Raw genomic sequence first — 23,317 nt, 5'->3', positions numbered from 1 at the left:
GCCAATCCCCATTTTCCCTCACGTCGAAGCCTACAGGAACGGGGTTAAGGTCGAGTGTGGCCGGATGGTGTAGGGACGATTAAGAAGCCGGCGAAAATTGTCGCGACAAGGCTCTTTTCCAGCTATCGGTTTTCGCTATAATAGACGAATGGATGATATGACGAACGACATTACCTCGACAATCGGCAGACGGATACACGCCGAGAGGACGATACGGGACTGGTCCCTGGCCGAGCTCGCCGAGCGCTCCGGCGTCTCCAAAGCCATGCTGAGCACGATCGAGCGCGGCATGACCAGCCCGACGGCAGCGCTCCTGGTGCGGATCGCCGCCGCCTTCGGCATGACGCTGTCGACCCTTATCGCACGCGCGGAATTGCAGGGCGGCGGCTTGCTGCGGGCGAGCGACCAGCCCGTCTGGCGCGATCCCGACACCGGCTATGTCAGGCGGCATCTTTCGCCGGCCGGCGACATGCCGCTCGAACTGATCAGGGTTCATCTGCCGGCGGGCGCCAAGGTCAGCCTGCCCGCGGCATCCTACGCCTTCATCAAACAGCAGATATGGCTGATCTCCGGACGGCTGGAATTCATCGAAGGCGATCTGGTGCACAGGCTCGAGCCCGGCGACTGTCTGGCGCTCGGCGCGCCGTCGGACTGCACCTTCCATGCGCTCGAGGCGGGCGCCGACTATCTCGTCGCGCTGGTCAGGGCCTGACATCATGCCGAGACGTCCAAAGCGCTCCCACAATGGGGGACCGCCGCTCGACGACTACAAGGGGCCGCCATGGGGCAAGGGCGATCCTTATATTTTCCTGGCCTGGCAGGCCGCGCATGCCAAGGCGTGGAAAGCACCGAGCCGCGACGTCATGCTGATGCGCGTGGACAAGGCGGAACGGCTGGGACTTACCTATGAGGAATACACGCTCGAACTCCTCGAACGCGGACGCCACCTTCAGGAAGAGGACACCGAACGCATCGCCGCGATCAAGGCGGCGCGCAAGGGAAAGCGATTCAGCGCTTTCGATTGACGCCAGTTCGACCGTATCGATCCTTCCATCTCAGCCAGGCAGAACGAGCATGCATTCCATCGAGATCAGAATGTTGACGCAGGACGCGCGGACACAGGCGTTGCTTGGCGATCTTCTGGTCGAAACGGTTGCCGCGGGCGGGTCGGTGAGCTTCATGCATCCGCTGGCGCCGGAAACCGCCCGCAGGTTCTGGGACACGTCGCTGACGGCGGCCGCAAGAGGTGAGCGGGTGGTGCTTGGCGCGTGGGAGGCAGACACGCTGGTCGGCACGGTCACGCTGCTGCTCGACTGTCCGCCCAACCAGCCGCACCGGGCCGAGATCGCCAAGCTGATGACGCGCCTCGATCGTCGAGGCAAAGGCGTGGCGACCCGCCTGATGCAAGCGGCCGAGGCCCTTGCGGTGGAGAGGGGCCGCACGCTTCTGGTTCTGGATACGGCGACCGAAGAGGGGGCGTCCGGGCTCGATGAGAGGCTGGGCTTCACGCTGACCGGGGAAATACCGGACTATGCATTGAAGCCCCATGGCGGGCTGACCGGCACGCTCATCTACTGGAAGCGCATCGGCCGGTGAACGTCATGTCGGAGATGGCTCGCCGAGGCGCGACAGCAGCCATTGGCGGAAATCCTGCTCGGCACCGGTCAGTCGCGCGATCGGTGCCTTGGTCAGAAAATGCCCCGATGTGCTCGGGAGCTCGAAATCGGAAAGCCTGGCCAGGGCCTTGCTTTCGAGTGCCGCGTCAATCAGCGGCCGCGAGCCCAGAAGCACGCCCGCGCCGGCTCGCGCAGCCTCCATCGCAGCCACGAAGCTGTCGAAGCGATGCGAGCGCCTGGGGTGACCGGCCAATCCCGCCGCGGCGAACCATTCCGCCCACATCTCGCGCGCACCGGCGACCAGGAGCAGCGGCAGGGATGTCCAGTCGGCATCACTGGCCAAGGCGGGGGCGGCCACCGGCACAAGCCGCTCGGCGGTCAGCCTATCGGCCAGGCGTCCGGGAAAGGATCCGTTGCCGAAACGGATGTCCAGCGCTGAGCCCGGCAGGTCATAGTCGGTCGGGCGATGGATCGTCACCAGGTCGACATGGATGCGCGGCAGCGCCTTGGCAAGGTCGGGCAGCTTCGGAACGAGCACCAGCAAAGCGAAAGAGATCGGCGCCCGCAAGGTGACGGTCTCGACGGCGCGGGGCTCGAACAGTTCCGCCGTGCTGCTGCCGATGGTGGCGAAGGCTGATTGGATGTGGGGCAAGTAGGCGGCGCCCTCCGGCAACAGTGCGACGCCCCGCGCCAGCCGTGAGAACAGACGCGTCTTCAGCCGATCCTCGAGGAGCCGGACATGCTGACTGACGGCCGCCTGGGTCAGGCCGAGTTCGGCGGCCGCCGCCGTAAAATTCGAAAGCCGCGCCGCTGCCTCGAAGCTGCGCAGCCAGTCGAGTGGGGGCAAGGTGGGGATGGTTCTCGCAGGCATTACGATTTTGCAGCCATTGACCGAAAAATGATAATTTCAATTGTACCTTTCGCTCGATCAACATGCAATCGAGGCCCCGCTGAGCGGACTGCGGGGCGCAATGGACAGGAACATCTCCATGTTGACCGATGCGCTGATAGGCGACGCAGGAAGAATGATCGAACTGGGCTGGAAGGACGGCACACGCTGCCGGTTCCATGCCATGTGGCTTCGCGACAACGCACTCGACGACAAGACACGCAGCGCCGGCAACGGCCAGCGACTGATCACCATCCTCGATATTCCAGCCGAGACGCGGATCGGTGCCGCTTCGATCAAGGGCAATGCCGTGGAGATCAGATTCGTGCCCGAGAAGAAGACGGTCAGCTTTCCCGAGGCGTGGCTTCGAGCCAATGCCTATGATCGCGCCGAGGCCCGTCAGTCCGGATGGACCGCCGACGCGGTGCAGCGCTGGACAAGGGCGACGATGCAGAATTCGGTGCCGCGCGCCGGTTATCCGAAGGCAAGCCGCAGCCGCAGTGTGCTGCGGGAATGGCTCTTGGCGGTGAGGGCCTACGGTTTTGCAGTGATGGACGGACTGCCGGCCGAATCCGGCGCTCTGTGCAAGGTCTCCGACCTGTTCGGCTACATCAGGGAGACCAATTACGGGCGCTGGTTCGAAGTGCGCGCCGAGGTCAATCCGAACAATCTGGCCTACACCAATCTCGGCCTCCAGGCGCACACCGACAATCCTTATCGCGACCCGGTGCCGACGCTGCAGATCCTGTCCTGTATCGAGAACACGGTGGAGGGTGGTGAGTCCAGCGTGGTCGACGGGTTCGCCGTGGCGGCCGCCCTGCAGGCCGAGAACCCCGAAGGCTTCCGACTCCTGAGTTCGCATCCTGCCCGGTTCGAATATGCCGGATCGACCGGCGTGCGGCTGCAGGCGAAGCGGCCTATGATCGAACTCGGGCCGGACGGCGAACTGATCTGCATCCGCTTCAACAACCGCTCGCTGGCGCCGACCGTCGACGTGCCTTTCGCCGAGATGGATGCCTACTACGCCGCCTATCGCCGCTTTGCGGAGTTGATCGAGGATCCGGCCTTCGAAGTAACGTTCAAGCTCGAGCCGGGGCAAGCCTTCATCGTCGACAACACCCGCGTCATGCATGCGCGCAAAGCGTTTTCGGGAACCGGGAAACGCTGGCTGCAGGGCTGCTATGCCGACAAGGACGGCCTGCTGTCGACGTTGGCGGCGATCGAGCACGGTTTCAAGGAGGCGGCGGAATGAACCCACATGATCTGAACGCCGGCAACATCGTCGAATTCATCGCCGATATCTTCGAGCGCCGGGGAGCCGAATCCTATCTCGGCGAGCCGGTGACCATGTCCGAGCATATGCTGCAGGGCGCCTGGCTCGCAGAGCAGGATGGTGCGCCGGAAGAACTGGTGGCAGCAGCCCTGCTGCACGATATCGGCCACTACACCAGCGAGTTCGGTACCTATTCGCCCGATGACGTCGAGGACAAGCACCATGACGAGGCCGGCGGCGAGGTGCTGGCGCCGTTCTTCCCGCCGGTCATCGTCGAATGCGTCAGGCTGCATGTCTCGGCCAAGCGCTATCTCTGCGCCACCGACCCGACCTATTTCGACAAGCTGTCGCCGGCTTCGGTTCATACGCTGTCGTTGCAGGGCGGGCCGATGAGCCCGGACGAGGTGGCCGGGTTCCGCAAGAACCCGTTTCACGAAGAGGCGGTGCGCGTCCGCATCTGGGACGAGGGCGGCAAGGTCGCCGACATGAGGACGCGCACGTTTCGCGACTATGTGCCGTTGCTAGAACGCGTGGTGGCGCGGTTCGCGGCCGACCAGGCGGCGTAGCCGATCGCACCGATCAGGAAAGGGAGGCGCGGTCCAAAACCGCGCCTCCCTCGGTTTTTCGCCACGATCTGGCTTATCCCTTGTGGTGAACCTGCTGCAGCCCATAGACGGGCGTCGCAATGCCTTCCTGCCTGGCCTTCAACTGCAGCGACAGGAACTGCGAATAATGGCGCGACTGGTGCAGGTTACCGCCATGGAACCAGAGCGCCTCCTGCTGCGTCGGCTTCCACATGTTGCGCTGCTCACCTTCCCATGGGCCGGGATCCTTGGTGGTGTTCGAGCCGAGTCCCCAGCATTTGCCGACCTTGTCGGCAACCTCCTTTGAGATCAGCTCCGCCGCCCAGCCATTCATCGAGCCGTATCCGGTGGCGTAGACGATGACGTCCGCCGGCAGTTCGGTGCCATCGCTGAGCAGGACGGAATGTTCTTTGATCTCGGCCACATCGACGCCGCTCTTGAGCTTGATGGCGCCATCGATGATCAGCTGCGAAGCGCCGATATCGATGTAGTAGCCGGAGCCACGCCTGAGATATTTCATGAACAGGCCGGAGCCGTCGTCGCCCCAGTCGAGCATGAACCCCGCCTTTTCCAGGCCCTTGTAGAACGCCGCGTCGCGCTCCTTCATCTTCTCATAAAGCGGAATCTGGAACTCGTGCAGGATCTTGTAGGGCAGGGAGGCGAAGATGAGGTCGGCCTTGGCGGTGGTCATACCGTTCTGCACCGCCTGCTCCGAGTAGAGCGCGCCAAGCCCGATATCCATCAGCGTGTCGGATCTGACGATGTGGGTGGTCGATCGCTGCACCATGGTGACGTCGACGCCGGCTTCCCACAGTGCTGCGCAAATATCGTGCGCGGAATTGTTGGAGCCGATGACGACAACCTTCTTGCCGGCATATTGGTCGGGGCCGGGGTGCTTGGAGGAGTGGTGCTGATCGCCCTTGAAATTCTCCATGCCCTTGAACTTCGGCAGATTGGGACGGCCGGACATGCCGGTGGCCAGCACCAGCTGCTTCGGCTTCAGCGTGATGTCCTTGCCGTCGCGGTGGACGACAACCGTCCATTCCTTGTTCTCCTCGTCGTAGGAAGCGCTCTTGGCCTCGGTTGAGGACCAGTAATTCAGCTCCATCACCTTGGTGTACATTTCCAGCCAGTCGCCGATCTTGTCCTTGGGCGAGAAAACCGGCCAGTTCCGGGGAAAATCGATGTAGGGCAAATGGTCATACCAGACCGGATCGTGCAGGCAGAGCGACTTGTAGCGCTTGCGCCAGCTGTCGCCGGCACGTTCATTCTTCTCGATGATGATCGTCGGCACGCCGAGCTGCCGGAGCCGTGCGCCAAGCGCGATGCCGCCCTGGCCGCCGCCGATGATGACCGTATAGGGCTGCGTCTTGAAGCCAAGCTCGGCCGCTTCCTTCTCGCGCTCTTCCTTCCAGGTCGGGCGGTTCCTGCCGGAGCCGTGCTTGGCGCCCATGGGCCGGGCGAAGCCGGCCGGCTCTTCATAGCCTTTCAGCTCGACCATTGTGGTCAGCAGCGTCCAGATCTTGCCGTCCTTCAACCTGATATGGCCGAAGCCGCGCGCCACATTCGTCTCGAAGCTGATCCAGCCGTCGATCACCCCGTTCGCCTCGGTCGCGTCCTCGCCCCTGGCGATGGCGAAATGTGATGGCTTCGTCTTCGATAGCTGGCTTTCCAGCATGTCACGCACCTGATCGCGGCCTTCCATGGTCTTGATATTCCAGGTGAAGGTGACGAGGTCGCGCCAATAACAATCTTCCTGGAAGCATTCGACCGCCTTGTCGACGTCGCCGGCGGCAAGGGCCGCGCCAAATCGTTCGAGAAGGTCGGAAAGCTTCCTGTTCGGGGCCTTGTCGAGCATCAGTTTCCTCCGCGTTTTTGTTGATCGGCCTCGTTGCGAGCTGCCTTTGCCGAGCTTGGGGTCCGGCCTCGGGCAGTATCGCGGCAAACCATGGGCCGCGTCACGTCGCCAAATAGTTCGGCTTGTTTTCAAGGGTTTGACCAGCGACCCGACGTCGAGCCGGGTCTAAATGACGGCGTGCGCGTGCTTCGTGCCATGCACCGGGCAAGCCGGCATGAAAGCGGAATCGACCCCATTGACGAACGGCTGCTTTCACCCTTATGGTTCGCCACCATGAAAAAGGCACTCATTCTCGTAGGAAGGCGCGTGGGCAAGGCGGTGTAACCGCCGGGCGAAAACCTCCCATGCGCAACACACAGGCTCCCTCGGGGGCCTTTTTTATTGCCTGAAACACGACTAAACGACCAGCAAATCGCCAGATGGCGGACAGTACGGGACCAAACCGATGAGCAACGGACAGAGCGAGCGGCGCGAAATGACTGGCGCCGAAATGGTGGTGCAGGCGCTGAAGGATAATGGCGTCAAGCATGTCTTCGGTTATCCGGGCGGCGCGGTTCTCCCGATCTATGACGAGATCTTCCAGCAGGACGACGTCGAGCACATCCTGGTGAGGCACGAGCAGGGCGCCGGCCACGCGGCCGAGGGCTATGCGCGCTCGACCGGCAAGGCAGGCGTCATGCTGGTGACATCGGGTCCGGGCGCGACCAACGCGGTGACGCCTTTGCAGGACGCGCTGATGGATTCGATCCCGCTGGTGTGCCTGACCGGGCAGGTGCCGACCTCGCTGATCGGTTCGGACGCTTTCCAGGAGTGCGACACGGTCGGCATCACGCGCCCCTGCACCAAGCACAATTGGCTGGTGAAGGACGTCAACGAGCTTGCCGCAACCATTCATGAGGCCTTCCATGTCGCCACCACCGGCCGTCCCGGTCCTGTCGTGGTCGACATCCCGAAGGACGTGCAGTTCGCCAAGGGTTTTTATGTTTCTCCGCAAACCGCGCCTCGCACCAGCTATCAGCCGAAGGTGCAGGGCGACCTGGAGAAGGTCAAGGCGGCGGTCGAACTGCTGGCCGGTGCCAGGAAGCCGATCATCTACAGCGGCGGCGGCGTCATCAACTCCGGTCCGGAAGCGAGCCATCTGCTGCGCGAACTGGTCGACCTCACCGGTTTCCCGATCACCTCGACGCTGATGGGGCTCGGCGCCTATCCGGCATCTGGCAAGAACTGGCTCGGCATGCTCGGTATGCACGGCACCTACGAAGCCAACATGGCCATGCATGATTGCGACGTGATGGTCTGCATCGGTGCGCGCTTCGACGACCGCATCACCGGCCGGCTCAACGCGTTCTCGCCGAACTCGAAGAAGATCCATATCGACATCGATCCGTCCTCGATCAACAAGAACGTCCACACCGACGTGCCCATTATCGGCGATGTCGGCCGGGTTCTGGAGGATCTCGTGCGGCTGTGGCGGGCAACCGCCAAGGCCGACAAGAAGGCGCTCTATCCCTGGTGGGAGCAGATCGCCAAATGGCGCGCGCGCGATTCGCTCGCGTACAAGATGAACAACGACGTGATCATGCCGCAATATGCCATCCAGCGGCTCTATGCCCTGACCAAGGACATGGACACCTACATCACGACGGAGGTCGGCCAGCACCAGATGTGGGCGGCCCAGCACTACCATTTCGAGAAGCCGAACCGCTGGATGACGTCCGGGGGGCTCGGCACGATGGGTTACGGCTTGCCGGCGGCACTGGGCGTGCAGATCGCGCATCCGAACGCGCTGGTCGTCGATATCGCCGGCGACGCTTCGGTGCAGATGACGATGCAAGAGATGAGTGCCGCGGTGCAGTTCGACGCGCCGATCAAAATCTTCATTCTCAACAACCAGTATATGGGCATGGTGCGGCAATGGCAGCAGCTGCTGCACGGCAACCGGCTGTCGCATTCCTACACCGAAGCCATGCCTGATTTCGTCAAGCTGGCCGAAGCCTATGGCGGCCACGGTATTCGCTGCGACAAGCCGGACGAGCTGGACGATGCCATCAAAGAGATGATCTCGGTCAGAAAGCCGGTGCTGTTCGACTGCCGCGTGGCGACGCTCGCCAACTGCTTCCCGATGATCCCGTCGGGCAAGGCGCACAATGAGATGCTCTTGCCGGACGAGGCGACGGACGAAGCGGTGGCCAACGCCATCGACGCCAAGGGCAGGGAACTGGTTTAGCAGCGGACAGAGGCAGGGCTGTCGCGAGAAGCCGTGCGTAAACAGAGATTAGATCCAAGAGTTTGAAGTCGAGATTCACATCATGAACGCACAGCTACAACCGACCGGCTCCGCCTATTTCATCGCCAAGGAAACGGAAAAGCCCGAGAACCACACGCTTTCCGTGCTGGTCGACAACGAGCCGGGCGTGCTTGCCCGGGTCATCGGCCTGTTTTCCGGGCGCGGCTACAACATCGAGAGCCTGACAGTCTCGGAAACCGAGCATGAGAAACATCTGTCGCGCATCACCATCGTGACGCGCGGCACGCCGCATGTGCTGGAGCAGATCAAGCACCAGCTCGAGCGCATCGTGCCGGTCCACCGCGTCGTCGACCTCACCGTGCGCTCGCAGGAGTTCGGCCAGGAGCGGCCGCTGGAGCGGGAACTGGCGCTGGTCAAGGTCGCCGGCACCGGCGAGGCCCGCGTCGAGGCGCTGCGCCTGGCGGATGCCTTCCGCGCCAGCGTCATCGACGCCAACACCGAGCATTTCATCTTCGAGATCACCGGCAAGGGCTCCAAGCTCGACCAGTTCATCGCCATCATGAAGCCGCTCGGCCTGGTAGAGATCTGCCGCACCGGCGTGGCGGCGATGAACCGTGGCCCGCAGGGGATGTAGCACCGGTAAGTTTCTCCACAGCGTGACGACGGGATCGGCCACCGGCCGAGGGTGGCCTTTGTGCGGTCGTTGGAAGAGACAATAATACTGGCTTATCTGGGAGGATATCATGTCGCTCGACGCATTCCTCGCCTTGCTTGTCTACGCCTTCGTGACCTCGATCACGCCCGGGCCTAACAATCTGATGCTGCTCGCCTCAGGTGTGAATTTCGGCCTGGTGAGGAGCGTGCCGCATATGTTCGGCATCAGCATCGGGTTTCTTGTCTTGCTGCTGGCGGTAGGCCTTGGTCTTGGCGCCGTGCTGACGGCGTTCCCGGCGCTGCACACCGCGCTCAAGATCGCCGGCGCCGCCTATCTGCTCTACCTTGCCTGGAAAATCGCCATGTCACGCTCGCTCAGCGGCAAAGGCGAGACGAAGGCGCGGCCGATGCGTTTCATCGAGGCGGCGGCGTTCCAGTGGGTCAATGCCAAGGCCTGGGTGATGGCGATCACCGCCATGGCCGTCTACTCCAATCCGGAGCATCCGTTCCTGTCGGTGGCGCTGATCTCGGTGGCCTTCACCATCGTCAACCTGCCGAGCGTTTCAGTGTGGGCGGGATTCGGCACGGCGCTGCGCGGTTTCCTGTCCGATCCAGTGCGGCTGAAGTGGTTCAACATCGCCATGGGCGTGTTGCTGGCCGCGACGCTTTGGCCGATGCTGCGGTGAGTTGTCCAGGTTCGCGATCCGCCTTTTGCACGCGATCATGGTGGCCAGCCCATCCATTGTGCAGTGCACATTAAATCTTCGTAATGCCGTGTTTTGGCCCTTTTCCGCCAAAGCCCTGTCCTATCTATTCAGCGAAATCGCGGCAGGGCGTCGTGATTTGAGCTAGAATACGACCACCTGGCTATGGCGTGTCGGACGGAGAGGGTCTTTTGTCGATGCGTGGAAAAGTCATTCTTTCATTGCTTGCGGTCGCCTGCGCAGGCGCGGCCTGGCTCTATCTGTCTCCCGACACGCTGAGCAGGGCCCGGCAGATCATCGGTGCAAAGCAGGTCGCGTCGGACAAGCCGACGCCGGATAGGCAGGATCCGCAGGCAGGGGCCAAGCAGGCGGCCGGCGGCACTGGCGCCCGTTCGGCCTCGATCATCTCGGCCACGGCAACGACGGCCGATTTCCCGGTCCGGCGCTACGCCATCGGCTTCGTCTCCTCTCCCGCCGTGGTCAGCATCAACGCGCGCGTGTCCAGCCAGATCGTGTCGATCGACGTCAAGGACGGGCAGATGGTGAAAACCGGCGATCTCCTGTTTTCGCTGGATGACCGTGCCTTGAAGGCGCAGCTCGCCAAGGATCAGGCGACGCTCGCCAAGGATCAGGCGCTGCTTGCCAGTTCGAATTCCGATCTTCAGCGCGCCAAGGATCTTGTCGCCAAGCAGGCCGGTACGCAGCAGACCTACGACCAGGCCGTTGCCGCGCAGAAGGCGGCGGCAGCGACTGTCGATGCCGACAAGGCGACAATCGATGCAGACAATGTCCAGCTTGGCTTTGCCACGATTACCGCGCCGATTTCCGGCAGGCTTGGCGCGGTCAACGTTGCCGTGGGCGATCTCGTGACCACCAGCAATGGCAGCAGCAGTACCTCGACCCCGCTCGTCACCATCACTCAGATGGATCCCCTGCAGGTGAACTTCAACCTGCCCGAAAGCAACCTTGCGCTGCTGCACAAGGCACTGGCAAAGCCACAGCAAGGGGCAGTGACCCTGACCCAGGACGGGAACCCGACACCGATTGGCAAGGGCACGCTCGATTTCGTCGACTCCAGCGTCGATACCGCTTCCGGCACCATTGCAACGCGAGCCAGCATACCCAACGCCGATCTGTCGCTGTGGCCGGGCCAATATGTGAATGTCGTGCTCGACGCCGGCATCATGCCGCAGATGACGTCCGTCCTCACGGTCGCGGTGCAGCCCAGCCAGAAGGGACCGTTCGTCTATGTGGTCAAGCCTGACAACACAGTCGAAATGCGGCCGGTGCAAGTGGCGCTGACCGAAGGTCAGAACAGCGCCATCAGCGATGGCCTGAAAAGCGGCGAGAAGGTTGTTATCGAAGGCCAGACGCGACTGAGGAACGGGGCTGCCGTGCACGAAGGCAAGGCATCCGCCGGACCCGGCGACCAGGCAGCACCCAAGGTCGCGCAAGCCGACAAGGCCCGCGAGGCCGCCCAATGATCTCCGAGTTCTGCATTCGCAGGCCTGTCGCCACCCTCCTGATGTCGTTCGCCCTCGTTCTGGGCGGGCTGTTCGCCTACAAGTTCCTCCCGGTGGCCGCGCTGCCCAGTGCCGAATTCCCCGTCGTCAACGTCTCGGCTCAGCTGCCCGGAGCCTCGCCGGAGACGATGGCAACGTCGGTGGCGACGCCGCTGATCAAGCAATTCGCCACCATTGCCGGCATCGACTCGATCTCGACCACCAACTCGCTCGGCCAGACCTCGATTGCCATCCAGTTCGTGCTCAACCGCGACATCGATGCCGCGGCCGCGGACGTGCAGGCAGCGATCGCGCGCACGCAAAGATCGCTGCCGCCCCAGATGACCTCGCCGCCGAGCTACCGCAAGGTCAATCCGGCCGACGCGCCGATCCTTTTGATGTCGCTGGTCAGCGATACGGTTCCGCTGACCGATCTCGATGCTTTCGCCGAAAACGTCATCTCGCCGTCGCTGTCGACCATCGACGGCGTGGCGCAGGTCTCCATCTTCGGCCAGCAGAAATATGCAGTCCGCATTCAGATCGATCCGACCGCGCTTGCCGCGCGCGGCATTTCGATCGACCAGCTGCAGGCGGCGATCGCATCCGCCAACTCCAACACCCCGCTGGGCGTTCTGAAGAACAACAAACAGCAGTTGACGATCACGGCCAATACGCAGCTGACCGACGCCGCCGGATTCTCCAACCTCATCATCGCCACCAAGAACGGTCATCCGGTGCGGCTGGGCGAGGTGACGCGCGTCGTTGATTCGGTGCAGACCACGACGACTGCGAGCTGGTATGACGGCACGCGCGCGATCATCATGGCGGTGCAGCGCCAGCCCGACGCCAACACTGTCGACGTCGTCGACAAGGTCAAGGCGATGCTGCCGTCCTTCCAGGACCAGATGCCGGCCGCCGCCCAGATCAAGCTGCTCAACGATCGTTCGACCTCGATCCGCCAGGCCGTGGACGACGTGCAGTTCACGCTGCTGTTGACCATCGCACTGGTGGTCATGGTGATCTTCGTGTTCCTGCGCCGCGTTACGGCGACCATCATCCCGGCCGTGGCGGTGCCGATCTCGTTGATCGCCACGCTCGGCGCGATGTTCCTGTTCGGCTTTTCCATCGACAACATCTCACTGATGGGCCTGACGCTCGCGGTCGGCCTCGTCGTCGACGATGCCATCGTGATGCTGGAAAACATCTTCCGCCATATGGAGGAGGATGGGTTGTCGGCGTTCGATGCGTCGCTGAAGGGCGCGCGCGAAATCGGCTTCACCATCATCTCGATTTCGATCTCGCTCGTGGCCGTGTTCATCCCGGTGCTTCTGATGGGCGGCGTCATCGGGCGCATCTTCAACGAGTTCGCCGTCGTGGTGACGGTCGCCATCCTGGCGTCAATGTTCGTGTCGCTGACGCTGACGCCGATGCTGTGCTCGCGGCTGCTGTCGGTGACCAAGGCCGACCGCGAGGCGCATGGCGATGGCCACAGGCGCGATTTCATCACCCGCGGCTACGACCGGATCCTGAGCTTCTGTCTGCGGCACACTTTCCTGGTGTTCCTGGTCTTCATAGGCACCGCGGCGGCGTCGGTGTGGCTGATCGAGGTCTCGCCGAAGGGCTTTTTCCCGCAGGAGGATATCGGCCAGATATCGGTGACGACCATTGCGCGCCAGGACATCTCGTTCGACGCCATGGCAAAGCTGCAGGGGCAGGTGGCCAGCGTGTTCTCGCATTCGCCCTATGTCGACCATGTTGCGTGGTCGGCGGGCAGCGGCAACAATGCGCTCAACCAGGGGCAGCTTTTCGTCCAGCTCAAGGGCAAGGACCAGCGGCCCAATATCGAGAAGGTGCTTGCGGATCTACGCAAGCAATTGGCCGGCGTCGCGGGCATCGAGACCTACATGCAGCCTGTGCAGAATCTGAGGCTGGGTTCGCGCTCGTCTGCCAGCGCCTACCAGCTCGTGGTTCAGGGCCTCGACACCGGCCAGACAGACATCTGGGCGCAGAAACTGAATGACGCGATGGCGGCCGATCATGCGACCTTCACCGACGTCACCAGCGATTTGCAGAACAATGCGCTGCAGGCGACGCTGGTGGTGGATCGCGACAAGGCGGCCCAGCTCGGCATCGACACCGACACGCTGCGCTCGGCGCTTTATGGCGGGTTCGGCACCGACCAGGTTTCGACGATCTTCGGCTCCGCCGACAGCTACGAAGTCATCACCGAGCTCGATCCCAAGATCGAGTGGTCGCCGGAGCGGATGCTGGCCATCCAGATGAGGACGGCGAGCGGCTCCCTGGTTCCGCTTGGCGCCTTCGCCCGGGTCGATCGCACGGCCGGCGCCTTGACGGTCAACCAGCTCGGCCAGCTTCCGGCCGTGACGATCTCTTATAATCTGCCGCAAGGCGTGGCGCTCGGCGACAGCGTGAGCCGCATCGACGCGCTCAAGGAGCAGATCGGCATGCCGGAGACGATCTCGACCAGCTTTGCCGGCACAGCCAAGACCTTCCAGGATTCGCTCGCCAACCAGGGCCTGCTGATCGGCGGCGCGATCCTCACCATCTATATCGTGCTTGGCATTCTCTATGAGAGCTTCATCCATCCGCTCACGATCCTCACAGGCTTGCCATCGGCTGTGCTGGGAGCGGTTGTCGCCTTGCGCTTCGCCGGCATGGACCTGTCCGTCATCGCGGTGATCGGCATCCTGATGCTGATCGGCATCGTCAAGAAGAACGGCATCATGATGGTCGACGTCGCGCTCGAATTGCGACGAGAAGGAATGTCGGCCACCGAGTCCATCCACAAGGCCTGCCTGATGCGGTTCCGGCCGATCATGATGACGACGCTGGCCGCCTTGATGGGCACGTTCCCGATCGCGCTCGGCACGGGCGCCAGCGCGGAGCTGCGCCAGCCGCTGGGCGTCGCCGTTGTCGGCGGTCTGCTCGCCTCGCAGGCGCTGACGCTGTTCGTCACACCGGTAATCTATGTCTACATGGAAAATTTCTCGGGCTGGCTGGTCGGGCTGATGCCGAAGCGCAAGCCCGAATTGCATCTGGTCGAAGCGGGGGATCAGCCTTCGCTGTTCGACGATGATGACGAAATCCGAGGCGAGCCGCAAAAGACGGCCGCGGAGTAGTGTATCCGCGTCGCGCCCACTGGCCCAAGTCGTCATGCTTGCGGCCGGCGGATCGCAGCCGTAGTTTGTGGCCATGTCCCACGATCATGACCACGACAACGAACTCGATCCGTTTGCCGCTCGCGTGCGCGCGCTGGAAACCATTCTCACCCGCAAGGGATTGATCGATCCGGCCGCGATCGATGTCATCGTCGATACCTACGAGACTAAGATCGGTCCCCGCAACGGCGCGAGGGTGGTGGCCAAGGCCTGGAGCGATCCCGCTTTTGCCGACTGGCTGAAGCGCGATGCTACGGCGGCGATCGGATCGCTGGGCTATACCGGCCGGCAAGGCGAGCACATGCAGGCGGTGTTCAACACCGAAGAGACTCACAATCTCGTCGTCTGCACGCTGTGCTCCTGCTATCCGTGGTCGGTGCTCGGCCTGCCGCCGGTCTGGTACAAGGCGCCGCCCTATCGCTCGCGCGCGGTCATCGATCCGCGCGGCGTGCTTGAGGAATTCGGGCTGACGCTGCCGGCCTCGACAAAGATACGCGTCTGGGATTCGACCGCGGAGTTACGCTATCTCGTCGTCCCGATGCGGCCTCAAGGAACCGAAGGCTGGAGTGAGGAGCGCTTGTCCGAATTGGTAAGCCGCGATGCGATGATCGGCACTGTGCTAGCCCAAAAACCGGAAAGAACGGGGGATCCGGCATGAACGGCCCGCAGGATGTCGGCGGACAGATGGGATTCGGGCCGGTGGCGCCGGAACGGGACGAGCCGTATTTCCATACCGACTGGGAGCGGCGGGCGCTCGGCGTGACGCTCACCGCCGGCGCCATGGGCGCCTGGAATATCGATGAGAGCCGGCATGCGCGGGAATCGCTGCATCCGGCCGACTATTATGCCTCCAGCTACTACCAGATCTGGATCAAGGCGCTGGAAACCCTGCTCAAGCGCCATGGTTTCGTCAGCGAGCGTGATCTCAAGGCAGGCGAGGCGATCGATGCGGCGGCGACGCCCAAAAGAGTGCTGAAGACCGATGACGTTCCGGCCGTGCTGGCCAAGGGCGCTCCGTGCAACCGGCCGGTCGAAACGGCGCCGCGGTTCAGGGCCGGCGACCGCGTGCGGACCAGGAATTTCAATCCGACCGGCCACACCAGGCTGCCGCGCTACGCGCGTGGCAAGCATGGGAGGATCGAAGCGGTGCGCGACGGCTTTGTATTCCCGGACACCAACGCGCATGGGCAGGGCGAGAACCCGCAATGGGTCTATACGGTGGTTTTCGACGGAGCCGAGATCTGGGGCGACGGGGCCGATCCGACGCTGACCGTGTCCATCGATGCCTGGGAGAACTATCTTGAACCGGCCTGAGGCGAACGGGCCTGCCGGTCTGCCCGCCGGCCTCGATGCGCCCGTCTTCGCCGAGCCCTGGCAGGCCGAAGCCTTCGCGATGACGGTGGCGCTGCACGACAAGGGCCTGTTTTCGTGGAGCGAGTGGGCGCAGGCACTGTCGGCCGAAGTGAAGAAACCCGGCGCCGGGGCTGACGGCCATGACTATTACGAACATTGGTTGGCGGCGCTGGAAGCGCTGCTGGCGTCGAAAGGATTGGCCGCCAAGCCCGATGTCGATGCAATGGCACGGGCCTGGGAGCGCGCCGCGCATGCCACGCCGCACGGCAAGCCGATCCTGCTGGAGAACGATCCGCACGCCGTCGGGTGATCGCGCGGACATGGCGCCCGTTCCCTTTACGTTCCCGTTCTCGCCTGATAGGCTGAAGCGCAGGGAGTTCGCCACCAGGCCGCGTCGATGGCGGTGGCGCTATCTTGTCTTTCTCTCGCGAATCCGGTCACACGATCAGATGGAATTTTCACCCCAACAGGACGAGGCGCTGCAGGCGGTCGCGCGCTGGCTCAAGGCCGGCAAGCCGCAATTGTTCCGGCTGTTCGGCTATGCCGGCACCGGCAAGACGACGCTGGCGCGCTATTTCGCCGAACATGTCGACGGCCAGGTGCAGTTCGCCGCCTTCACCGGCAAGGCGGCGCAGGTGCTGCGCTCCAAGGGCGCGGTCAATGCCCGCACCATCCATTCGCTGATCTACAGGCCCAAGGGGGAGGAATCGGTCGAAGACGAGGTGACTGGCAAGACGTCGATGTCGCCGACTTTTTCGCTCAACCGGCAGAGCCCGATCTCGCGTGCGAAACTGGTCATCATCGACGAATGCTCGATGGTCGACGAGCAGCTTGGCCGTGACCTCTTGAGCTTTGGCACGCCGATCCTGGTGCTGGGCGATCCCGGCCAGTTGCCGCCGATCTCGGGCGGTGGCTTCTTCACCGACCACGAGCCGGATTTCCTGCTCACCGAAATCCACCGGCAGGCGCGCGACAATCCGATCCTGCGGCTGGCGCTCGACGTGCGCGAGGGGCGCGAATTCATGCGCGGCGACTACGGCACTGCGCAGGTGATCGGCAAGGAAGACGTCAACCAGGACCTAGTGCTGAGGGCGGACCAGGTGCTGGTCGGCACCAACCGCACGCGCCGCCGCTACAACCAGCGCCTGCGCGAGCTCAAGGGGTTCAATGCCGACTATCCGCAGGCCGGCGACAAGCTGGTGTGCCTGCGCAACGACCCGGCCAAGGGCCTGCTCAACGGCTCGCTGTGGAAGGTGATGACCTCGTCGCGCGAGACGGTGAAACCTGGCATCAACCTTCTGGTGTCGCCCGAAGAGGATGATCCGGACCGCGGTGTCGCCAAGATCAAGCTGCTCAAGGCGGCGTTCGAGGATCCCGACGCCGATATCCCGTGGCAGCAGAAGAAGCGGTTCGATGATTTCGACTATGGCTATGCCCTGACCGTGCACAAGGCGCAGGGGTCGCAGTGGAACGAGATCGTGCTGTTCGACGAAAGCTGGGCGTTCAAGGAAACGCGCCAGCGCTGGCTTTACACCGCGATCACCCGGGCGGCCGAACGGTTGACGATCGTCAGGTAGCGGAGCCCAGTTGCCTGGCGCCGAGCCATTGCCAGGCATCGGCCTCGTCTTTGAAATGCCTGAGTTCGACCGGCGGCGGGGTAGGGAGGAAGTCTCGCGCCTGCGCCGTCCAGTCCGGCTCGCCGATCGCGGCACAACGGCCGATATGCTCTGCGGCCTGGACCGCGCCCTGTCGCAGCGTCTCGTCCGATATGTCGCTCCAGTCGACGCCGTCATGATCGATCACGCGCACCAGCACATCGATTCGCGGGTGAAGCGCGTAAGCCGCTTCGAGCAGGCCGAACAGGTTTTCCGCGTCGGCCGCCGAGACATGGCCGACGATATCGATGGCGAAGAGATCCTCACGGTCCGTATCGATGCGCCGGATTGCCGGCACGGCTTCGAGGAAATTCAAGGGATCGTATCCTTTCACAAACGTCATCCGATCTTCTGGAACACCGGAAACCCCCTATCTGTTCCCGTCAAAGGCGGTATAGATGCGCCGAAATCGAGCAGGATCCGAAGCCATGCCCGCAAAGCTTTCCGTCAATCTCAACGCCATCGCCATGCTGCGCAACCGGCGCGACCTGCCGTGGCCTGATGTGATCAGGCTTGGCCGCATCGCGCTTGCGGCGGGAGCGCATGGGCTGACGGTGCATCCTCGCCCGGACGAGCGCCATACCCGCCTTTCAGACCTGCCTGAGATCAGGGCCTTGATCGACGATGAGTTCCCGCGGGCCGAATTCAACATCGAGGGCCATCCGACCGAGCATTTCCTGGCGCTCGTGGAAAAGCACCAGCCGGAACAGGTGACCCTGGTGCCCGACGATCCCTCCCAGGCAACGTCGGACCATGGCTGGAACTTCATCGCCGATGCAGCGTTCCTGACACCGATCGTGAGACGCCTGAAGAAGGGCGGTTTCCGGGTCTCGTTGTTCTCCGATGCGGATCCTGCCGGCATAAACGCCGCGCGCGATACCGGCGCCGACCGCATCGAGCTTTACACGGGACCTTATGGCAGTTGCCATGCCGATTCCGCCAAGGCGGCCAAGGAGCTGGAAAGACTGGGAAAAACGGCCGATGCGGCCTTTGTCGCGGGCCTCGAGGTCAATGCCGGGCACGATCTGACCGTGAGCAACCTGCCGGCCTTGGCGCGACGCGTTCCGGCATTGGCCGAAGTGTCGATCGGACATGGGTTGACAGCCGACGCGTTGGAGTATGGCATGGCCGGCACGGTGGGCCGCTTTCTCAGGGCTTGCGGGTGGTAATGGTGGCAGCCTCGCGTGCAAAGCATGGCAGCCATAACGCGACGGTACTTGATATTGCATCGCAGCAAGCGTAGAGCACCGCCCGCTTATCGGAGTGTCGTTCATGGCCCTTGCCAACACTGGTAGTGAGGCAGAAACCGTCGAACAATCGAGCCATCCTGAAATCGAGCAGCACAGCACCAAGGTGTTGATGCTCGGCGCGCTCGGCGTTGTTTACGGCGATATCGGCACCAGCCCGATCTACGCGTTCCGCGAGGCGCTGGTGGCGTCGTCGGGCGGCGAAGTGGCCGACCGTGGCGACATTCTTGGCGTTCTCTCGCTGATCATCTGGTCACTGACGATCATCGTCACCATCAAATACATCATGTTCGTGCTGCGCGCCAACAACCGCGGCGAAGGCGGCGTGCTATCGTTGATGGCATTGGCGCGCGGCAGTTTCCCGAAGCGCTCGGCGATCATCCTGGGCATCGGTATCGTCGGCGCCTCGCTGTTTTTCGGCGACGCCGTCATAACCCCGGCAATTTCGGTGCTGTCGGCGGTCGAGGGCATGAACGTCGTCACGCCGACCTTCCAGCCCTATGTCGTGCCGCTGACACTGGTCATCCTGGCGGTACTGTTTTCGGTGCAGCGCTTCGGCACCGGCGGCGTAGCGCTGATCTTCGGCCCGATCACCGCGGTCTGGTTCCTGGCCATCGGCCTGTCCGGTCTCAACCATATCATCGCCGATCCGGAAATCCTGTGGGCGATCAGCCCGCACTATATCGTCGCCTTCCTGATCAATTCGCCCGATGTCGCCTTCGTCACCATCGGCGCCATCTTCCTTGCGGTCACCGGCGCCGAAGCGCTCTATGCCGATCTCGGCCATTTCGGCCGCAAGCCGATCGTGCTCGCCTGGCTGGCGATCGTGTTCCCTTGCCTGCTGCTCAACTATGCCGGCCAGGGCGCCTTCGTGCTGGCCAAGAACGGCGTGGTCGGGCATCCCTTCTTCGAAATGAACGAAGGCTGGACGCTGATCCCGATGGTGGTGCTGGCGACCGCCGCGACGGTCATCGCCAGCCAGGCGGTGATTTCAGGCGCATTCTCGCTGACCAGGCAGGCGGTGCAGCTCAACATGCTGCCACGGCTGGAAATCCTGCACACGTCGGAAAAACAGTCCGGCCAGATCTACATGCCGCGCGTCAACCTGTTGCTGGCGCTGGTGGTGATGATGCTGGTGGTGGGCTTCGGCGAATCCAGCAGGCTGGCTTCGGCATACGGCATCTCGGTGACCGGCAACATGCTGGTGACCACGGTGCTGCTGTTTGTCGTCATGACCCGCATCTGGAAATGGCGGCTGTGGGTGGCTGTCGCGATGACGGCGTTGTTCGGTTTCATCGATGTCGGCTTCTTTGCTTCCAACATCGTCAAGGTGTTCGAAGGCGGCTGGGCCTCGCTGGCGGTGGCCTTCACCATCGTTCTGGCGATGTGGACCTGGGTGCGCGGCAGCCGTTATCTCTTCGACAAGACCCGCCGCAACGAGATCCCGCTCGATTTCCTGGCCGGCAATCTGTTGAAGAAGAAGCCGCAGCTGGTATCCGGCACCGCGGTGTTCCTGACCAGCGATCCGCTCAGCGCGCCGACCGCGCTGATGCACAGCCTGAAGCACTACAAGGTCCTGCACGAGCAGAATGTGATCCTCTCGGTGGTAACCGCGCCGCAGCCGGTGGTGCCTGACAGCGACCGGGTCAAGATGGAGACGGTCAACGAGCTGTTCATGCGGGTGACGCTGACCTTCGGCTATATGGAGCAGCCCAACATCCCGCGCGCGCTGGCGATCTGCCGCAAGCAAGGCTGGAAGTTCGACATCATGACGACGTCCTTCTTCCTGTCCCGGCGCTCGCTGAAAGCCTCGCCCAATTCCGGCATGCCGGTGTGGCAGGACCGGCTGTTCATCGGGCTGGCGCGCACGGCGGCCGACGCCACCGAATATTTCCAGATACCGACCGGCCGTGTGGTAGAGATCGGCACGCAGGTGGCGATCTGACTGTCTCGATCGCCTTGGGCTGACGCTTCGGGGGACGGGCATGAGCGGCGAATTGGTGCTTGTCACCGGCGGATCTGGCTTTCTCGGCGCCCACTGTATCCTTGAACTGCTGAAGGCGGGCTACCGCGTGCGCACCACCGTGCGCTCGGCCGGGCGGCAAGCCGATGTCCTGGCCATGCTCAAGGCAGGTGGCGTCGAGCCGGATGACAGGCTCTCCTTTGCAATCGCCGATCTCATGAGCGATGCCGGCTGGCCGCTAGCCGCTGCAGGCTGCGACTATGTCCTGCATGTCGCCTCGCCGTTCCCGCCCGGCGTGCCCAAGCATGATGACGAGCTGATCATTCCGGCCCGTGAAGGCGCGTTGCGGGTGCTGCGGGCGGCACGAGATGCCGGCGTCAGACGCGTCGTGCTGACGTCCTCCTTCGCGGCTGTCGGCTACGGCAAGATGCCGCCCGACAGCCGTCCGTTCACCGAGGAGAGCTGGACCGATCCGATGGGAAGGGTCAGCGCCTATGTGAAGTCGAAGACGCTCGCCGAGCGCGCGGCCTGGGATTTTATCGCCGCCGAGGGGGGCGGGTTGGAGCTTGCTGCCGTCAACCCCGTCGGCATCTTCGGGCCTGTACTTGGCCCGGACCATTCGACCTCCACCGAATTTGTCCAACGCATGATGAATGGCGCCATGCCGGGCCTGCCGCGTCTGTCCTTCGGCGTCGTCGATGCACGCGACGTGGCGGACCTGCATGTCCGCGCCATGACCGATCCAGCTGCCAACGGCGAGCGCTTCCTGGCGGTCGCCGGCGATTTCATGACCGTGCGGGAAATCGCGCAAACCTTGAAAAAGCGGCTCAGCAATGCGGCGAAGCGCGTTTCGACCAGAGAGCTTCCCGATTGGCTGGTGCGCATGGTGGGACTGTTCAATCCGGAAGTCGCGCAGCTCGTGCCTGAGTTGGGCAAGGTCAAGAATGCCACCAATGCCAAGGCGGTGCGCATGCTCGGCTGGAAGCCGCGTTCGCGCGAAGACGCGCTGGCTGCGACCGGAGAGAGCCTTATTCGGCACGGCCTGATCAAAACATCGAAGTAGGGGCGGAAAGTCGAGAACAGACTTCCCGCCGCGTGGATTTCAACCTGCCAGGGCAGCCTTGTTCGCCTCGAGGAATTGTCTCAACGTCCTTGGCGTCCTGCCGGAAAGCATCTCGATCGCGTCCGTCACCATGGCGATGCGGCCGGCACGCGTGTTGACGTCGAAGGAAACGATGACGCCGGCAAAATCCTCGGGAACGCCTGATGCCTTTACCCCTTCCGTCAGGACATCATCCGAAACCTGCATGACATCGAGCGGCTTGCCGGTGACTTCGCTGACGAGGGCGGCGATCTCGGCCGTCGTGTACGCTTGCGGGCCAGTCAGCGTGTACGTTTTGCTGTCGGTCGAGCCGGAAGCGACACCGGCGGCGATCGCCGCTGCCATGTCGTCGCGTGCGCCATGGGCGATGCGGCCTTCGCCGGCGGACGTGTACCAGTGCCCCGAGGCGATCGCGTGCGGCAGCGCCATGAACAGGTTCTCCTGGTACCAGCCGTTGCGGAAGATCGTGTAGGGGATGCCGCTCGCCTTGATTGCCTGCTCGGTGCTGTAGTGGTCACCGGCAAACAGGACCGGCGACACCGGTTCCGGGTTGGGCATCGAGGTGTAGAGCAAGTGCGAAACGCCGGCGTTTTTGGCCGCCGCGACTGCATTCTCGTGCTGCTTCAGGCGCTTGCCGCTTTTGAGATCGAGATCGCCGGTCGAAATGATCAGCGCCTTGTCGGCACCCTTGAACGCGGTTTCCAGCGAAGCGGAGTCGTTGAAGTCTGCGGCCCTGACAACGACGCCGCGCACCGCCAAATCTGCCAGGCTTTCGGGATTGCGCGTGGTGGCGATGATCTTTGCAGGCGGAGTTTTATGCGCGTCCAGGAGATAGCGGATGACGCCGCGGCCAAGCTGGCCGGAGGCGCCGGTGACGAGAAGGGTTTCGGTCATCGGAGATCCTGATTTGTGCCGAAGCGGTGGGTGCTCTAGTGGTCTCAGAAAGAGACTAGCACTAAAATAGGAATTGACCTGCCACCGTAAAGGAGGCAGTTTTTCGGGAGGTAGGCACATCCAGGGAACCAGCGATGGACGGCAAGGTCACCAATCTGAAATCGAAGCTGGAGACCTACAAAGCGATGAGCGGGGGCGGTAATTTTGCCGACTGTCCGGTTCGCAATGTCATCCAGGGCGTCAGCGGCAAATGGAGATCGCTGCTGGTGATGGCGCTGGCTGAAAGGCCGTATCGCTTCGGTGAGTTGCGGCGGCTGGTGCCCGACATTTCGCAGCGCATGCTGACCCAGACACTGCATGATTTGCAGCGCGACGGCTATGTGCATCGTGAAGTGTTCCCGACCAAACCACCGAGCGTTGAATACAGCCTGACCGATCTCGGGCGCTCGATGTTCGGCGCCTTTCATCAACTGATCCTATGGGCCGAACTCAACCATGATGCGGTGCGCGAAGCGCGTGCGGATTTTGATGCCGCCCAGGCATAAGCCGCGGGGTGGCGCCGCGACGCCGCGCATTCGCCGCAGTTCCTCGCCTCA

Annotated in this window: 22 protein-coding genes; 18 read left to right on the top strand and 4 right to left on the bottom strand. The window is 63.1% G+C overall.

Features of this window, described 5'->3' with window-relative positions; genetic code table 11:
- Positions 1-148 precede the first annotated feature (148 nt).
- From FJ946_RS18180 to FJ946_RS18170, 3 genes are read left to right on the top strand one after another with little or no spacing between them, the layout of a single operon-like run.
- Complete coding sequence (locus tag FJ946_RS18180; protein WP_140564207.1) at positions 149-712, top strand: XRE family transcriptional regulator; 564 nt, start codon at positions 149-151, stop codon at positions 710-712.
- A 4-nt stretch (positions 713-716) separates the two neighbouring features.
- The gene (locus FJ946_RS18175) at positions 717-1,025 is read left to right on the top strand and encodes a hypothetical protein (RefSeq protein ID WP_140516495.1); all 309 of its coding nucleotides are present in this window, start codon (positions 717-719) and stop codon (positions 1,023-1,025) included.
- A gap of 49 nt (positions 1,026-1,074) precedes the next feature.
- Positions 1,075-1,596 (top strand): GNAT family N-acetyltransferase, encoded by a 522-nt coding sequence (locus FJ946_RS18170; protein ID WP_140564206.1) that lies wholly within the window; start codon positions 1,075-1,077, stop codon positions 1,594-1,596.
- A gap of 3 nt (positions 1,597-1,599) precedes the next feature.
- On the opposite strand, the gene FJ946_RS18165 is transcribed toward FJ946_RS18170, so the two are convergent.
- Positions 1,600-2,487 carry a LysR family transcriptional regulator gene (locus FJ946_RS18165; RefSeq protein ID WP_140559560.1) on the bottom strand — a complete coding sequence of 296 codons (888 nt, stop codon included), beginning with the start codon at positions 2,485-2,487 and terminating at the stop codon, positions 1,600-1,602.
- Between the two features lie 118 nt (positions 2,488-2,605).
- On the opposite strand from FJ946_RS18165, the gene FJ946_RS18160 reads away from it, so the two are divergent.
- Positions 2,606-3,757, top strand: coding sequence for a gamma-butyrobetaine dioxygenase (locus tag FJ946_RS18160; RefSeq protein ID WP_140564205.1), 1,152 nt, complete (start codon positions 2,606-2,608; stop codon positions 3,755-3,757).
- Entirely contained in the window at positions 3,754-4,344 is a 591-nt protein-coding gene (locus FJ946_RS18155) for an HD domain-containing protein (protein ID WP_140516488.1), read from the top strand. The genes FJ946_RS18160 and FJ946_RS18155 overlap by 4 nt, the downstream gene beginning before the upstream one ends.
- A gap of 73 nt (positions 4,345-4,417) precedes the next feature.
- Here FJ946_RS18155 and FJ946_RS18150 read toward each other — a convergent pair whose 3' ends face one another.
- The gene (locus tag FJ946_RS18150) at positions 4,418-6,220 is read right to left on the bottom strand and encodes an NAD(P)/FAD-dependent oxidoreductase (RefSeq protein ID WP_140564204.1); all 1,803 of its coding nucleotides are present in this window, start codon (positions 6,218-6,220) and stop codon (positions 4,418-4,420) included.
- A gap of 445 nt (positions 6,221-6,665) precedes the next feature.
- Here FJ946_RS18150 and FJ946_RS18145 point away from each other — a divergent pair, with 445 nt between their 5' ends.
- The 9 genes from FJ946_RS18145 (at position 6,666) to FJ946_RS18105 (ending at position 17,437) form a co-directional block, all read left to right on the top strand.
- On the top strand, positions 6,666-8,447 hold the full coding sequence (locus FJ946_RS18145) for an acetolactate synthase 3 large subunit (protein ID WP_140564203.1): 1,782 nt from the start codon (positions 6,666-6,668) through the stop codon (positions 8,445-8,447).
- 82 nt (positions 8,448-8,529) lie between these two features.
- The gene (gene ilvN / locus FJ946_RS18140; protein ID WP_023676680.1) at positions 8,530-9,102 is read left to right on the top strand and encodes an acetolactate synthase small subunit; all 573 of its coding nucleotides are present in this window, start codon (positions 8,530-8,532) and stop codon (positions 9,100-9,102) included.
- Between the two features lie 109 nt (positions 9,103-9,211).
- On the top strand, positions 9,212-9,808 hold the full coding sequence (locus FJ946_RS18135) for a LysE family translocator (protein ID WP_140516483.1): 597 nt from the start codon (positions 9,212-9,214) through the stop codon (positions 9,806-9,808).
- A gap of 215 nt (positions 9,809-10,023) precedes the next feature.
- Complete coding sequence (locus FJ946_RS18130; protein ID WP_140564202.1) at positions 10,024-11,310, top strand: efflux RND transporter periplasmic adaptor subunit; 1,287 nt, start codon at positions 10,024-10,026, stop codon at positions 11,308-11,310.
- Positions 11,307-14,468 (top strand): efflux RND transporter permease subunit, encoded by a 3,162-nt coding sequence (locus FJ946_RS18125; RefSeq protein WP_140564201.1) that lies wholly within the window; start codon positions 11,307-11,309, stop codon positions 14,466-14,468. Before FJ946_RS18130 ends, FJ946_RS18125 begins: the two co-directional genes overlap by 4 nt.
- Before the next feature lie 73 nt (positions 14,469-14,541).
- Positions 14,542-15,165, top strand: a complete 624-nt coding sequence (gene nthA / locus FJ946_RS18120; RefSeq protein WP_140564200.1) for a nitrile hydratase subunit alpha — start codon at positions 14,542-14,544, stop codon at positions 15,163-15,165.
- A complete protein-coding gene (gene nthB, locus FJ946_RS18115; protein ID WP_140559565.1) occupies positions 15,162-15,821 on the top strand; it encodes a nitrile hydratase subunit beta in 660 nt (219 codons plus the stop codon). Before nthA ends, nthB begins: the two co-directional genes overlap by 4 nt.
- A complete protein-coding gene (locus FJ946_RS18110; RefSeq protein WP_181167329.1) occupies positions 15,808-16,170 on the top strand; it encodes a nitrile hydratase accessory protein in 363 nt (120 codons plus the stop codon). The genes nthB and FJ946_RS18110 overlap by 14 nt, the downstream gene beginning before the upstream one ends.
- Before the next feature lie 139 nt (positions 16,171-16,309).
- Positions 16,310-17,437 (top strand): ATP-dependent RecD-like DNA helicase, encoded by a 1,128-nt coding sequence (locus tag FJ946_RS18105; RefSeq protein ID WP_140516474.1) that lies wholly within the window; start codon positions 16,310-16,312, stop codon positions 17,435-17,437.
- Here FJ946_RS18105 and FJ946_RS18100 read toward each other — a convergent pair.
- Positions 17,430-17,831 carry an STAS/SEC14 domain-containing protein gene (locus FJ946_RS18100; protein WP_140521265.1) on the bottom strand — a complete coding sequence of 134 codons (402 nt, stop codon included), beginning with the start codon at positions 17,829-17,831 and terminating at the stop codon, positions 17,430-17,432. The two genes, FJ946_RS18105 and FJ946_RS18100, sit on opposite strands and share 8 nt — an antisense overlap.
- A gap of 112 nt (positions 17,832-17,943) precedes the next feature.
- Between FJ946_RS18100 and FJ946_RS18095 the strand changes: the two genes are divergently transcribed.
- The 3 genes from FJ946_RS18095 to FJ946_RS18085 all read left to right on the top strand — a co-directional run bounded on the left by FJ946_RS18095 (position 17,944) and on the right by FJ946_RS18085 (position 21,788).
- Positions 17,944-18,684 carry a pyridoxine 5'-phosphate synthase gene (locus tag FJ946_RS18095; RefSeq protein ID WP_140564199.1) on the top strand — a complete coding sequence of 247 codons (741 nt, stop codon included), beginning with the start codon at positions 17,944-17,946 and terminating at the stop codon, positions 18,682-18,684.
- Positions 18,685-18,787: 103 nt separating this feature from the next.
- A complete protein-coding gene (locus FJ946_RS18090) occupies positions 18,788-20,707 on the top strand; it encodes a potassium transporter Kup (RefSeq protein ID WP_140495382.1) in 1,920 nt (639 codons plus the stop codon).
- A gap of 40 nt (positions 20,708-20,747) precedes the next feature.
- Positions 20,748-21,788, top strand: a complete 1,041-nt coding sequence (locus FJ946_RS18085; protein WP_140564198.1) for an aldehyde reductase — start codon at positions 20,748-20,750, stop codon at positions 21,786-21,788.
- Positions 21,789-21,827: 39 nt separating this feature from the next.
- Here the strand turns inward: FJ946_RS18085 and FJ946_RS18080 are convergent, their stop codons facing one another.
- Positions 21,828-22,721: an SDR family oxidoreductase gene (locus FJ946_RS18080; RefSeq protein ID WP_140564197.1), complete on the bottom strand. Its 894-nt coding sequence runs from the start codon at positions 22,719-22,721 to the stop codon at positions 21,828-21,830.
- A gap of 134 nt (positions 22,722-22,855) precedes the next feature.
- Between FJ946_RS18080 and FJ946_RS18075 the strand changes: the two genes are divergently transcribed.
- Positions 22,856-23,266, top strand: a complete 411-nt coding sequence (locus FJ946_RS18075; protein WP_140495388.1) for a helix-turn-helix domain-containing protein — start codon at positions 22,856-22,858, stop codon at positions 23,264-23,266.
- Positions 23,267-23,317: the final 51 nt, after the last annotated feature.

Source organism: Mesorhizobium sp. B2-4-7 (genome assembly GCF_006442685.1).
Lineage (GTDB): Bacteria > Pseudomonadota > Alphaproteobacteria > Rhizobiales > Rhizobiaceae > Mesorhizobium.
Note: the sequence above shows the minus strand (reverse complement) of the source record. Positions and strands in the feature narration are given on the sequence as shown.

What these genes read in the sequence shown, in the direction of transcription:
- FJ946_RS18160 (WP_140564205.1), top strand. Translation starts at nt 2,606, where the DNA reads ATGTTGACCGATGCGCTGATAGGCGACGCAGGAAGAATGATCGAACTG.
- FJ946_RS18075 (WP_140495388.1), top strand. Translation starts at nt 22,856, where the DNA reads ATGGACGGCAAGGTCACCAATCTGAAATCGAAGCTGGAGACCTACAAA.
- nthB (WP_140559565.1), top strand. Translation starts at nt 15,162, where the DNA reads ATGAACGGCCCGCAGGATGTCGGCGGACAGATGGGATTCGGGCCGGTG.
- FJ946_RS18155 (WP_140516488.1), top strand. Translation starts at nt 3,754, where the DNA reads ATGAACCCACATGATCTGAACGCCGGCAACATCGTCGAATTCATCGCC.
- FJ946_RS18080 (WP_140564197.1), bottom strand. Translation starts at nt 22,721, where the DNA reads ATGACCGAAACCCTTCTCGTCACCGGCGCCTCCGGCCAGCTTGGCCGC.
- FJ946_RS18095 (WP_140564199.1), top strand. Translation starts at nt 17,944, where the DNA reads ATGCCCGCAAAGCTTTCCGTCAATCTCAACGCCATCGCCATGCTGCGC.
- FJ946_RS18085 (WP_140564198.1), top strand. Translation starts at nt 20,748, where the DNA reads ATGAGCGGCGAATTGGTGCTTGTCACCGGCGGATCTGGCTTTCTCGGC.
- FJ946_RS18150 (WP_140564204.1), bottom strand. Translation starts at nt 6,220, where the DNA reads ATGCTCGACAAGGCCCCGAACAGGAAGCTTTCCGACCTTCTCGAACGA.
- FJ946_RS18090 (WP_140495382.1), top strand. Translation starts at nt 18,788, where the DNA reads ATGGCCCTTGCCAACACTGGTAGTGAGGCAGAAACCGTCGAACAATCG.
- FJ946_RS18125 (WP_140564201.1), top strand. Translation starts at nt 11,307, where the DNA reads ATGATCTCCGAGTTCTGCATTCGCAGGCCTGTCGCCACCCTCCTGATG.
- FJ946_RS18165 (WP_140559560.1), bottom strand. Translation starts at nt 2,487, where the DNA reads ATGCCTGCGAGAACCATCCCCACCTTGCCCCCACTCGACTGGCTGCGC.
- FJ946_RS18145 (WP_140564203.1), top strand. Translation starts at nt 6,666, where the DNA reads ATGAGCAACGGACAGAGCGAGCGGCGCGAAATGACTGGCGCCGAAATG.
- FJ946_RS18105 (WP_140516474.1), top strand. Translation starts at nt 16,310, where the DNA reads ATGGAATTTTCACCCCAACAGGACGAGGCGCTGCAGGCGGTCGCGCGC.
- ilvN (WP_023676680.1), top strand. Translation starts at nt 8,530, where the DNA reads ATGAACGCACAGCTACAACCGACCGGCTCCGCCTATTTCATCGCCAAG.
- FJ946_RS18170 (WP_140564206.1), top strand. Translation starts at nt 1,075, where the DNA reads ATGCATTCCATCGAGATCAGAATGTTGACGCAGGACGCGCGGACACAG.
- nthA (WP_140564200.1), top strand. Translation starts at nt 14,542, where the DNA reads ATGTCCCACGATCATGACCACGACAACGAACTCGATCCGTTTGCCGCT.
- FJ946_RS18130 (WP_140564202.1), top strand. Translation starts at nt 10,024, where the DNA reads ATGCGTGGAAAAGTCATTCTTTCATTGCTTGCGGTCGCCTGCGCAGGC.
- FJ946_RS18135 (WP_140516483.1), top strand. Translation starts at nt 9,212, where the DNA reads ATGTCGCTCGACGCATTCCTCGCCTTGCTTGTCTACGCCTTCGTGACC.
- FJ946_RS18175 (WP_140516495.1), top strand. Translation starts at nt 717, where the DNA reads ATGCCGAGACGTCCAAAGCGCTCCCACAATGGGGGACCGCCGCTCGAC.
- FJ946_RS18180 (WP_140564207.1), top strand. Translation starts at nt 149, where the DNA reads ATGGATGATATGACGAACGACATTACCTCGACAATCGGCAGACGGATA.